The following is a 13,214-nucleotide window of genomic DNA, read 5'->3' as shown; positions in this document are numbered from 1 at the left end:
TCACAAATGGAGACTGTGATGAAACATGACAGCCAGAAGCCCACGTTCGATCAGCAAAACCGAGATAACCCTAATGCTGATAGCGCAAACACAGATCTAAACAGTTGGCACTCAATACCTACCAAGCGTTCGTTTATCGTTCTGCTGGTGGTGTTTTCAATCATCATTCTCTCTGCATTAGGGGCTAAGAACCTCTACTTTAGAGGGGACTACAACATCTTCTTCGAAGGCACCAACAAGCAGTTGATGGCGTTCGATGAAATCCAAACCACCTTTGCAAAAACCGACAACCTTGCGATTGTTGTCGCACCTGAAGATGGCAATGTCTTCACCCCTGAAACTCTCACCCTGATTCAAAATCTCACGGTTGATGCGTGGCAGATCCCGTATTCAAGCCGTGTCGATTCCCTTGCTAATTATCAGCACACCGAAGCCATTGAAGATGATCTTTTGGTAGAAGACTTGCTGTATGAAGAGTACGAACACACACCAGAACGCATCGCCAAAGTAAAACAGATCGCCCTTAACGAGCCGTTGCTTAAGAATGCCTTGGTGTCGGCCTCTGGCGATGTGACGATTGTGAACGTCACCGTGCAACTGCCAGAAGTGGACAAAACCGCAGAAGTGCAAGAGGTGATTGCGGCAATCAATACCATGATCGGCAAGTACCAAGCTCAGTATCCTAATGTCGAATTCCATAAAGCGGGCATCATAGCCATGAACAACGCATTTATGACTTCGGCTCAAGAAGACAGCTCAACGCTCGTTCCCTTAATGCTGTTGGTGGTACTGGTGTTCCTGACCTTTATGCTGCGCTCGTTCTTTAGTGTGGTGGCGACGCTCATTGTGATCATCTCTTCGATTGTTGCCACCATGGGATTGTCTGGTTGGGCAGGGATGTTCTTGAGTACCGCAACCGTGAATGTGCCAACCTTGGTTTTAACTTTGGCGGTGGCCGATTGTGTTCACGTGATTGTGACCATGAGACAAGCTATGCAGCGCGGTATGGAGAAAGCACAAGCCATTCAATACAGCATCAAGCTCAATGCGATGCCGATTCTGATCACCTCGGTGACCACTGCGATTGGTTTCCTGATGATGAACATGTCGGACTCACCAGTGCTGCGTGATTTCGGTAACTTATCGGCACTGGGTGTACTTATTGCGTGCTTCTTGTCTGTGACTATGTTGCCAGCGTTGCTAAAACTGCTGCCAGTCAAACGTCTACCTGCCAACCCTAAGGCGGCAGACAAAGTCACCTTCATGGATAAGCTGGGCGATTTTGTCGTAACTAACCGTAAAGCACTGCTGCCGATTTCTACGCTAGTGATTGTTGGCGCTGCCGCGTTAATTCCGCTCAACAAAGTCAACGATGAATCGGTGAAGTATTTCGATACCTCAAGTGAATTCAGACAAGCGGCCGACTTCATGGAAGAGACCGTCAGCGGCATGACAACCCTCAGTATCGCAGTGAAAACTAACGAGTCTCAAGCGATTGCTGATCCTGTGTTCTTGCAAGCGATTGGTGACTTTACTGAGTGGCTACGTGTTCAACCAGAAACCGACCATGTCGCCACGCTTTCTGATGTTTACATGCGTTTGAACAAGAATATGCATGCCGACGACGACAGCTACTACAAGCTACCGCTGAACCGTGAACTTGCCGCGCAATATCTGCTGCTTTACGAAATGTCTCTGCCGTACGGCTTGGACTTGAACAACCAGATCAACGTCGATAAATCATCGATCAAAATGGTACTCACCGTCGATAACCTTGGCAGCGTTGAGCTAGTCGAACTCGAAGAGCGCATTTACTCATGGTTTGCAGCCAATGCACCGCAATATGAAGTGGTGGCTTCGAGCCCGTCACTGATGTTTGCTCATATTGGCGAAACCAACATGGCGAGCATGCTATCAACTTTGCCTATCACCCTAGTGCTTATCTCTGGCTTGATGATCTTTGCATTGCGCTCGGTTCGCTTAGGCATGATCAGCCTAGTGCCCAACATTGCGCCTGCGATCATTGGCTTTGGTTTATGGGCGCTTATCTCAGGTGAAATCAACCTCGGTTTGTCAGTCGTGGTCACGCTCACGTTGGGTATCGTGGTTGATGATGCGGTGCACTTCTTGAGTAAATACCAGCGCGCAAGAATCGAAGGGAAATCAGCAGAAGAAGCGGTTCGATACGCTTTCCACACCGTAGGTCGCGCTTTGTGGATCACCACTGTTGTGCTAGTGGCCGGTTTCTCTGTACTGGCGATGTCGAGCTTCAGACTCAACTCCGACATGGGCTTACTCAGTGCGATTGTGATTTTCATTGCGCTGGTGGTCGATTTCATCTTGCTACCAAGCTTACTGATGATCTTCGACAAACAGACCCACTATTCAGCTAAAACTCAGCACGAATCAAAGCCAGATACCAAGTCGCAGCCTAGATCGACAGCCGAACTGACTACTTCGACCAAATAAGGAAACGTCGGCCTGCTGCGGTGGGCTGACTCAAGGAGATATTTATGAAAAGCGTTAAACAAACATTCGCTACTACATTACTTACTGTTAGCTCGTTGGCACTGAGCACATTCGCCGCTTTCCCAGCATTAGCAGACCCAGCGAAAGGCTTAGAAATTGCCGAACAACGCAAAGCCGCCGATGTCGGGTGGGGCGATTCTGTCGCAACCATGGAAATGCTACTTCGCAACAAGCAGGGCGAAAGCAGTACACGTCTGATGCGATTGAAATCTTTGGAAGTCGATGACGATGGCGACAAAGGCTTAACCATTTTTGATGAACCACGCGACGTAAAAGGCACGGCTTTCCTAAACCATTCGCACATCACCAAATCCGATGACCAGTGGTTGTATCTTCCTGCACTCAAGCGTGTAAAACGCATCTCTTCACGCAACAAATCTGGCCCGTTTATGGGCAGTGAATTTGCGTATGAGGACTTAAGCTCGTTTGAACTTGAAAAGTACACCTTCAACTACATTGAAGACGCGAAACTGGAAGGCGTAGACACCTTTGTTTTAGAGCAAGTACCGACCGATAAAAACTCAGGCTACACCATGCAAAAGGTATGGCTAGACCAACAGCACTACCGCCCAATGAAAGTCGAGTTTTACGACCGCAAAGGCGCACTGCTTAAAACTCTATCGTTCCAAGACTACAAACAGTACCTAAACCAATACTGGCGCGCACACACCATGGCGATGCAAAACCATCAAACAGGCAAAAGCACCGTATTAACCACGACAGATTTAGTGTTCCAGACCGGTCTTAAAGACAAGGATTTCCAAAAGAACACACTAAAACGTGCGAAATAAGGCAGGAATATGAAAAGGATTGTGGCAACAGGAACCCAATTATCCTTAACCTTGGCGGCGACCGTCGGGCTTATGCAGGTGTCGTTGCCTTGTGTGGCGGCAGGCTTTAGCTTTGAGTTCGTAGAACAGGTCACCCCGGAGCTAGCAGGGCAGGTTAACCTTGAACATAGGCAGTTCTTTAGCGACGGCTTACAAGGGCAAGACAAAGGACAAAGCTCACTGGTGTTGCAGCCAGAGTTTTACTGGGAGCAACAAGAGGGCAACGGCAGCATTACCTTCACCCCGTTTTATCGCCTAGACAGTGAAGACGATGAACGAACTCATGGTGATATTCGCGAAGCCTTGTATTTAACCTATTGGGATGATTACGAACTGCGAGCGGGTGTTGGAAAGGTATTTTGGGGCGTAACCGAATCGGCGCATTTAGTGGATGTGGTAAACCAGACCGATGCCATTGAATCGGTCGATGGCGAATCCAAGTTAGGTCAGCCTATGGTGCACTTCACCTCGATAAAAGAGTGGGGCACCATAGACGCCATGTTACTGCCGTATTTTCGTGAGCGTACCTTCGCAGGCGAAGACGGTCGATTAAGGCCAACCGTGCTAGTATCGGACGATGCGCTTTACGAATCTTCACGAGAAGAAAAACACGTTGATGTGGCATTGCGTTACAGCCAAATGTACGGTGATTGGGATGTCGGTTTAAGTTATTTAGGTGGCACAAACCGCGACCCTTATTACCGTGTGGAAGGCAATCAACTCAAGCCATACTACGCCCAAATGCAACACTTCGGATTGGATGTGCAAGGCATTATCGGAGACTGGTTATGGAAGCTAGAAAGCATTTATCGCGACAGCTACGACAACCACACAGGCGTAGTCACAGGCTTTGAATACACTTGGGTTGGAGCGCTTGAATCGTATTGGGACATCGGCTTCATTGCGGAATACTTGTATGACAGCCGAGGCAACAATGCCCAAACAATCGGCCAAAACGATGTGTTCCTTGGCGCCCGTTTCGCCTTGAATGATGAAGACGGAACCGAAGTGCTTTCAGGCATCACACAAGACTTAGATAACAGCGATGTCTACAGTGCAAAGCTGGAAGCCTCAAGCCGCATCAACAACAATCTCAAGTGGCGATTAAACGCATGGCTGTTTGAGAACGAAACCCCAGAGGACTTGTTGTTCTTCGCACGCAAGGATGACTTTGTTGAGATGGCGTTGGAATATTATTTCTAGTGTTAGCTTCGTGGGGCGTTCCTGTTGGGGGGGACGTCTCAAATTTAAGATGAGCCATATTTAGAATGTTCAAAGTCGTCTTTTTATAAAGTGGATCAAACAATCGAATAAACCTACAGGTAAAATGGTTATATTTTTTCAGTATCTATAACCTCCGAATATGCATGTAAATCGTGCTGGTGGTATCGGCCTTAAGGGATTTATGAATTCATTTAATTGGGATAAAAACTTTGAAACAGGCATTGGTGTTGTAGATGAACAGCATCAATATCTTGTTGGTATTATCAACCACTACGGAAATCTGTTGTCAGAGAACACTATCTCTATCGACGACATAAACGTCGCTTTACTCGATCTCACATGCTATGCCGAATTTCACTTTAAAGAAGAAGAATCTTTGATGAGAGATTGCGGTGTGTATGAGCGACACATTGAAGAGCATATCAAAGTGCATCGTGTATTTATGCAAGATATCTACAGTATGCAAGCTTTCATCATGGAAGAAGATCAGTCGTCAGCACGGCAGTTACTTGATTTATTGATCCACTGGCTTGCTTACCACATCCTCGGCATCGACCAAAACATGGCGCGACAAATGACCGCGATAGAAGAGGGCGCGACACCTCTGCAAGCCTTTGAAGCGGAAGAAAAGCAGCAAGATTCTGCGACTGTCCCGCTGTTGGCTGCGCTTAACGGCCTGTTTGAACAAGTCTCTGAACGAAACAAACAGTTGTTACGCTTCAACCAGTTACTCGAAGATAAAGTTGAGGAACGTACGGCAGAATTAAAACGAGCGAATAAGAGACTTGAAGAACTGTCATTAACCGACTCTCTTACTAATTTGCATAACCGTCGTAGTGCTTTTAAACAGTTAGCGCTGCATTGGCAAGACTCCAAAGAACTGGGCATGCCTTTAGTGTGTATTATGATTGATGCCGACCACTTCAAGCGCATTAATGACACCAGCGGCCATGATGCAGGCGACTTGGTGCTACAAACCCTCTCGCGTGAACTGAAAAACACGTTCCGTAATGATGATATTGTTTGCCGGTTAGGTGGCGATGAGTTCTTGGTTATTTGCCCAAACACCGACCTTAAAGGTGGGATGTACATCGCGGAAACCGCTCGACAGAAAGTGTCTGAATTAGAGGTTGAAACCAGTCATCAAGTTTGGATTGGCAGTATTAGTGTCGGTGTCGCTGAAATGACCCAAGAATTCGAAACCATGAATGAGTTGGTTAAAGCCGCTGATGAGTCCGTCTATTTAGCAAAAAACGCAGGGAAGAACAGCGTTTGTTCTATTCAGATCTAGCCTTCAGGTCATTTCCAAATTAAGAAGTGGAACCTGTAATTGTTCCACTTCTTCCTACTCCTCATTAATATCCTGTTAAATTTGCCGTGTTTTTAGGCAATAACTTGTTCTTTTAGCGATTCAATTTGGCATTGGTTGCGTGTTTGATTACTATGTGTAGCTATCTAAAAAACTAATCATCCGATACGGACACTACCAACTGGTAGATGAGGAAATGATGCAACATCTAGAAGAGATCATTGCTAATGCAACGACTGCTATTGATACAGCAGATTCGTTAGTCGCACTTGATGAAGTGCGAGTTCAGTATTTAGGTAAGAAGGGTGAACTAACTCTTCAACTACAAAGCCTAGGTAAACTTCCACCTGAAGAGCGTCGCACTGCTGGTCAAGAGATCAACAAAGCGAAAGGTGCTGTTCAACAAGCGATCGCAGCTCGCAAAGACGCACTACAACGTGCAGAGCTTGAAGCGAAACTAGCTGAAGAAACTATCGATGTGAGCCTACCAGGTCGTCGCATTGAGAACGGTGGTCTTCACCCAGTTACTCGCACTGTTGAGCGTATCGAACAGTTCTTTGGTGAGCTTGGCTTTAGCACTGAGTCTGGCCCTGAGATCGAAGATGCATTCCACAACTTTGATGCACTAAACATCGCAGACGATCACCCAGCTCGTACTGATCACGATACTTTCTTCTTCAACCCTGATCTAATGCTACGTACGCACACTTCTGGTGTTCAAATCCGTACGATGGAAAACGGCAAACCGCCATTCCGCTTCATTGCTCCGGGTCGTGTTTACCGTAACGACTACGATCAAACTCACACGCCAATGTTCCACCAAGTGGAAGGTATGTTAGTTGATGAGAACGTAAACTTCGCACAACTTAAAGGCATTCTTAACGATTTCCTTTGTAACTTCTTTGAAGAAGAAGTTGAAGTGCGTTTCCGTCCTTCATTCTTCCCGTTCACAGAGCCTTCAGCTGAAGTTGACGTGAAACGTAAAGATGGCAAATGGCTAGAAGTTCTAGGCTGTGGCATGGTTCACCCTAACGTACTTCGCTCTGTTGGCATCGACCCTGAGAAATACTCTGGTTTTGCATTCGGTATGGGTGTAGAGCGTCTAACGATGCTTCGTTACGGCGTAAATGACCTTCGTGCGTTCTTCGAGAACGACCTTCGTTTCCTTAAACAATTCAAGTAATCCGGGGCAGTCGAAACTATGAAATTCAGTGAATCTTGGCTACGCGAGTGGGTTAAACCTGCAATTAACAGCGAAGAGCTAGCTCACCAAATCACTATGGCTGGTTTGGAAGTTGACGATGTAGAACCTGTTGCTGGTGAATTCACCGGCGTTAAAGTAGGTAAAGTGGTTGAGTGCGGTCAGCACCCAGACGCAGACAAACTACAAGTAACTAAAATTGATATCGGCGAAGAAGAGCTGTTAGACATCGTATGTGGTGCATCTAACTGTCGTCTTGGCCTAACTGTAGCAGTAGCAACAGTTGGCGCAGTACTGCCTGGTAACTTCAAAATCAAGAAAGCAAAACTACGTGGCGTTCCATCGCACGGCATGCTTTGTTCTTTCTCTGAGCTAGGTATCGACGTAGAGTCTGACGGCATCCTTGAGCTACCAGAAGGCACAACGCTAGGCATGGACGTACGTGAGCTTCTTGAGCTTAACGACGTAACTATCGACGTAGACCTAACAGCAAACCGCGCAGACTGCTTCAGCATCCGTGGCCTTGCTCGTGAAGTTGGCGTACTAAACCGCGCAGACGTTACAGAGCCAACAGTTGACGCTGTTGCAACAAGCATTGAAGACACAGTATCTGTTGAAATCAAAGCAACTGATGCTTGTCCACGTTACCTTGGCCGTGTGGTTAAGAACGTAAACGTGAAAGCGGAATCTCCAATCTGGATGCAAGAAAAACTGCGCCGTTGTGGTATCCGTTCAATCGACCCAGTTGTAGACATCACAAACTACGTGATGCTAGAGCAAGGCCAACCAATGCACGCATTTGATCTAGCTAAGATCGAAGGCGGTATCGTGGTTCGTCTAGCAGAGCAGGGCGAAAAGCTAACACTTCTAGATGGCAACGAAGCTGAACTAAACAGCAACACACTTGTTATCGCTGACCACAACAAAGCACTAGCAATCGCTGGTATCTTTGGTGGTGAAGAGTCGGGTGTAACAACTGAAACAACAGACGTACTTCTTGAAGCTGCATTTTTCGCACCGGATCACATCCGTGGTCGCGCGCGTGCTTACGGCCTTCACACTGATTCTTCTCTACGTTTCGAACGTGGTGTTGATTCAACGCTACAAGCAGCAGCTATGGAGCGTGCAACACAGCTTCTAGTTGAAATCTGTGGTGGTGAAGTTGCGCCAGTAAACGGCAGCGAATCTGAAGCTGATCTTCCTAAAGCAAACGTAGTTGCTCTACGTCGCGCTAAGCTAGATAGCCTACTAGGTCACGAAATCCCATCTACAGACGTAGTGGAAATTCTTACTCGCCTAGGTTGTAACGTTGAAACGACAGACGCTGGCTGGACGGCAACGTCTCCATCTTGGCGTTTTGATATCGCAATCGAGCAAGACCTAATTGAAGAAGTAGGTCGTATCTACGGTTACGATAACATTCCAAACCAAGCGCCTAAAGCGGCACTTAAAATGAATGACCACAAAGAAGCTGACCAACCGCTTAAGCGCGTTCGTGACCTTCTTGTAGACCGTGGCTACCACGAAGCAATCACATACAGCTTCGTAGAACCAGAGCAGCAAAAACTTGTTGTACCTGGTGTTGAGCCGCTAATCCTGCCATTCCCAATCTCTGCGGATATGTCAGCAATGCGTCTTGGCCTAATCCAAGGTCTACTAAACACAGTTGTTCACAACCAGAAGCGTCAACAGTCTCGCGTTCGTCTATTCGAATCAGGCCTACGTTTCATCCCTGAAGCAACGGCTGAAAACGGCATGCGCCAAGAAATGATGCTTGCGGGCGTTATCTCTGGTACTCGTGGCGAAGAGCACTGGGACATTGCAACTAACACTGTAGATTTCTTCGATCTTAAAGGTGACCTAGAAGCCGTTCTTGAGCTTTCTGCAAACGAAATCGCATACAGCTTCAAAGCAGCTAAGCACCCAGCACTTCACCCAGGTCAAACTGCGGCTATCGTAGTAGATGGTAAAGAAGTGGGTATCATTGGTACTGTTCACCCAGAACTAGAGCGTAAGTTTGGTCTTAACGGCCGTACTATCGTATTCGAAATCGAATGGGCAGCTATCAACACTCGCGTGCTTCCAGAAGCAGTAGCCGTATCTAAGTTCCCTGCAAACCGTCGTGATATCGCAGTAGTTGTTGACGAAGCAGTCGCTTCTGGCGACATCGTAGAAGCGTGTATCGCTGCTGGTGGCGAATTCCTAACAGGCGCTAAACTGTTCGACGTATACGTTGGTCAAGGCGTTGAAGAAGGTAAGAAGAGCCTAGCAATCGCACTTAGCCTACAGTCTGTAGAGCGCACACTTGAAGATGCAGACATCGCTGGTTCAGTAGATGCTATCGTAGCTTCAATCTCAGAGAAATTCGGCGCTGCACTTCGCGACTAATCTCTTCTGATAGATAGAAAAATCAAAGGCCTCGCATTGCGAGGCCTTTTTGTTTTGGGACGGTAATGAGAAGGGGATAACTCGCAATTGGACACTTATGAGTTATCACGCACGCTTTAAGCAATAGATTAAGAAAATAATCCAGTGGACTCATTTTGTTCTTTAATGGTCTGAGTTTAAATTTATGAGCTAGTTCAACAAGATAGAATGATATCGAAAGTATACTGTATGCTGGCATACTTTTAAAAAGTACAAATCATTTTTTAGTTGGTAATAGGTCATATGGTAGATAATCCACTTGCAGAAGCTCAAAGAGAATCAGCAGGGGCAAGTACGTCTGGAAAATATGGTTTTCAAGTTCATTGGGCATTATGTGCAATTATTGATAAACATAAGCAGAAAGAAGAATACGCTGTTTTCGTCGAGCACCACGAAGATGTTGTAATAGCGAACTCATTAGAAGCTGAAGCAGCTCGATTTGAGTTTTATCAAGTGAAAAATGTAGGAAAGCCATACACATCAGGATCATTAACTAGCAGAGCTAGAGGAGCGAACAACACACTAAAGAGTTCTGTTTTGGCTAAGCTTCTCAGCTCTTGTATTGATACTCAGTATGAAGACCGAATCACGACTATAGGATTAGTGTCATCAAGTGGTTTTAGCTTGGGAATAGATAAAGGCCTTAAGCTAGACATTATTAAGACTGGTGATATTGATAGTGTAGAACTAGCACATTTAACGCAAGCAATTCATAAAGAGCTCAATATTCTTTTGATGCCCGAGCACCTACATTTTATTGTCCCTGAAATTCAACTGAAAAATCAAGAAGACTACGTAGTGTCACGCTTTGCTTATTTGGTGAACAATTTATTCCCTGGAGCGTATAGCAACCCAGTGGAAATCTACCGAGCTGTTATTGATGAGATGGGGCGATTGAGTCGATTAGAATATGACTACAAAGACTGGGAACGGCTGATAGAAAAGAAATCATTAACTTCTACCAATGTCCATAAAGTAATCACGATGCACTCCAGTTATTCAGGTATCGATGATCTGAAAAATGAATTTAATGACCTAGCAGGTGAATTGGATTTCGATTCTAGACAAAAACGGACTTTAAAACGTGATTTTGCAAGAATTGCTCTAAGCCGCGCCGGTTTTATGAGCGCGTTGGATATAGAGCTCACAGAGTCATTTAGAACTTCCAACAACAAAGTAGATGCAAGTCAATTTAGCGATGACGCGAGTCATATAAATGCCCTCGTTCAACAAGCAACAATTGATGGCTTGCTCAGAAAGGTGACCGATCAAGACCGGCTATTGCTTGAAGTCATCTACTGCTTATTAAAGGCTTAATAATGCAAAAAAATTACAAATTATTGATTAGAAACCTTAGGAAACACAAAAATGAAAGGCTTGCAATTTCAACGTCTAGTTCTACTGTCCGATTCGAAAAAACTGGCGAATCAGTTCATGTTTCCGAAGAGACTCAATCTCGTTACCGGAAACGACAATAGTATTGGTAAATCAACACTAGTAAAGAACCTTTTCTGGGCTTTAGGCTGTGACCCTCACTTTGACAAAGACTGGAAGTCAAATGACGTTAAAGCCATCTTGTATTTTAAAATTAACCAAACAGAGTACATCTGTAGCCGCTATGTCGATGGAATATATTTTGGTCGCAAAGACGAAGCGTTGCAGAAATATTCGAAAATAACAGGTCAATTTGCACAAGATTTTGCAGAAGAAGTCGGTTTTGATCTTATGCTGTCAAACAGACAGGGAGGACTAGAATGCCCACCTCCAGCTTTTTATTTCCTACCATTCTACATTGACCAAAAGAAGAGTTGGGATCAACCATGGGGTGGATTTGAAGGGCTTGGTCAATACAGCAATTTCAAATCTACCCTTATTAAGTATTTTTGCGGCTATTTATCCAACGATCATTTTGTGCTTGAAGAGGATAAGTTTGAACAAAAGGCCATTGAAGTAGAAGCAAACCAGCAAGTAAACCGTATTACAGAAGCAATCAACGTATTTGACGAAGCAGCTCCTGAACAGACTATTGCTGTTTCTCAAGAAGAGTTTGAATCTATCCAGCTAGAGATTGAAGAAGAACTAACATCCTTTTCCGCTCGCCAATCTGAACTGTTTAAGAAACAATCAACACTAGTCAATGAAATCTATGATTTAGAACAACAACACCTTATCGCTAGTACTTCAGCAAGGGAGCTTGATGAAGATTATACTTTCGCAGTAGAGAATGTACCGTCAGACTCTCTAGAATGTCCTTTATGTGGTGTTGAACATGATAATTCGCTTCTTAGTCGAGCGGGTCTTTTAGCTGACAAAGAAGCTTTAGAGCAGCAAGCAAATAGCATTGAGGTTAACCTCAAAGATAAATATCAACAACGAAAAGAGCTTGTTGAAGAGCTTAGTTTTGTTTCCTCTGAAATCGAACGAATTAATGAAAAGTATTTAAATGAGGAAGCTCCAAAGAATAAATGTGAGGAGCTGAAGGTATTTGAGCAGGTACTTCATGCAGTATCACAAAAGAACTTAAATAATAACGTCATTCAAAAAGTTGAGAACTATCAGCTTCAGTCCCAGCAGGCAAAGGAAAAGCAGAGCGATATCAAAAAGGAGCAAGGACAACTTCTCAGCATACAACAGAAGAAGGAACTCAATGAGTTGTTTCTAGGTAATTTAGTTGAAAGCATTAATACATTATCTGCTACAGGTGTGAACCTTGATGGTGTCAAAGCTCCAATGGATTACAAGAAGATCCTCGGTGGAGGAGCTGCTGAAGGAACACGAGGCATATTAGCCTACCAGTTAGCCGTTCTGCGCCAGATAGACAATGCGAATCATTGCCAGCTTGCTCCATTTGTTATTGATACACCGAACCAGCAGGAACAAGCAAAGCACAGATATGAGCAAGTAATGGGCGTAGTAAGTGAGAACATTCCAACAGGCTATCAAGTAATCTTGTGCGCAATGGATAACGAAGCCTTGTCTACGTACAAGCAAGATGCTCATATCATTGAGCTAACCGACAACCGTCTACTTCAACGTGAACCGTATATCAAACTTCGTGCGGAGTATGAGCGAGTCGTGTTAAGTAATAGATAAAACAAAAGCTACCATTGGGTAGCTTTTGTTTTTACAACCTTTAACTAAATCGCTTTGATGCAGAAATTAGTTGGTTAAGTCACCAGCAGAGAGTTGATCTTTATCTAAATCACTATTGACCCGTCTACAGCTTCACACTTTATAGTGGCTACATTGATTGAGAGGGGCGCTTTCTGCGTTCCCTCCAAAGTAAGTAGAGAGACACTATGAAACGTTTAATACTAAACATCACACTCTTGATATTCATGACGCTTAGTAGCGTGAGTGCCATGGCTCATGATTCAAAAGTTAATTACGGTATTGCGATATCTCACGATGGTGAGCAAATTGCGTATGGCAAAAGTGGGAGTGGGGAGACAGTGTTGATCTTCATCCACGGTTGGAGCTTAGACAGTAGGCTTTGGCAAAACCAAGTGAGTGAGTTTTCAAAGCAGTACCAAGTAATCACCATGGACTTAGCTGGGCACGGTAACTCGTCGTTCAACCGTGAAGAGTACACCATGGTTGCGTTTGCTGAAGACATCAAAGCCGTAATCGAGAAAGAACAACTCGAATCCGTCATCTTAGTTGGGCATTCCATGGCAGGGCAAGATTACGAAGC

The 13,214-nt window shown here is 45.0% G+C and carries 9 protein-coding genes; all 9 read left to right on the top strand.

Going from position 1 to position 13,214, the window contains the following annotated elements; all coding sequences use genetic code 11:
* Positions 1 to 6 precede the first annotated feature (6 nt).
* Entirely contained in the window at positions 7 to 2,469 is a 2,463-nt protein-coding gene (locus AB4274_RS19260) for an RND family transporter (protein ID WP_240700408.1), read from the top strand.
* Between the two features lie 44 nt (positions 2,470 to 2,513).
* Complete coding sequence (locus AB4274_RS19255) at positions 2,514 to 3,320, top strand: outer membrane lipoprotein-sorting protein (protein ID WP_372112970.1); 807 nt, start codon at positions 2,514 to 2,516, stop codon at positions 3,318 to 3,320.
* A gap of 9 nt (positions 3,321 to 3,329) precedes the next feature.
* Positions 3,330 to 4,562 carry a hypothetical protein gene (locus AB4274_RS19250; RefSeq protein ID WP_372112968.1) on the top strand — a complete coding sequence of 411 codons (1,233 nt, stop codon included), beginning with the start codon at positions 3,330 to 3,332 and terminating at the stop codon, positions 4,560 to 4,562.
* Between the two features lie 202 nt (positions 4,563 to 4,764).
* Positions 4,765 to 5,874, top strand: a complete 1,110-nt coding sequence (locus AB4274_RS19245) for a GGDEF domain-containing protein (protein ID WP_372112966.1) — start codon at positions 4,765 to 4,767, stop codon at positions 5,872 to 5,874.
* 217 nt (positions 5,875 to 6,091) lie between these two features.
* On the top strand, positions 6,092 to 7,075 hold the full coding sequence (gene pheS, locus AB4274_RS19240) for a phenylalanine--tRNA ligase subunit alpha (protein WP_004734764.1): 984 nt from the start codon (positions 6,092 to 6,094) through the stop codon (positions 7,073 to 7,075).
* Positions 7,076 to 7,093: 18 nt separating this feature from the next.
* Complete coding sequence (pheT, locus tag AB4274_RS19235) at positions 7,094 to 9,481, top strand: phenylalanine--tRNA ligase subunit beta (RefSeq protein WP_372112964.1); 2,388 nt, start codon at positions 7,094 to 7,096, stop codon at positions 9,479 to 9,481.
* Between the two features lie 282 nt (positions 9,482 to 9,763).
* Entirely contained in the window at positions 9,764 to 10,837 is a 1,074-nt protein-coding gene (locus tag AB4274_RS19230; RefSeq protein ID WP_017077907.1) for a DUF4297 domain-containing protein, read from the top strand.
* A 51-nt stretch (positions 10,838 to 10,888) separates the two neighbouring features.
* Positions 10,889 to 12,613: a hypothetical protein gene (locus AB4274_RS19225; protein ID WP_017077908.1), complete on the top strand. Its 1,725-nt coding sequence runs from the start codon at positions 10,889 to 10,891 to the stop codon at positions 12,611 to 12,613.
* A 206-nt stretch (positions 12,614 to 12,819) separates the two neighbouring features.
* On the top strand, positions 12,820 to 13,214 hold a 395-nt coding region (locus AB4274_RS19220; RefSeq protein ID WP_372112961.1), incomplete at its 3' end, for an alpha/beta fold hydrolase.

Source organism: Vibrio sp. 10N.261.55.A10 (assembly GCF_041470825.1).
GTDB lineage: Bacteria > Pseudomonadota > Gammaproteobacteria > Enterobacterales > Vibrionaceae > Vibrio > Vibrio crassostreae_C.
The sequence above is the reverse complement of the archived record's forward strand: the minus strand, read 5'-3'. Positions and strand labels throughout refer to the sequence as shown.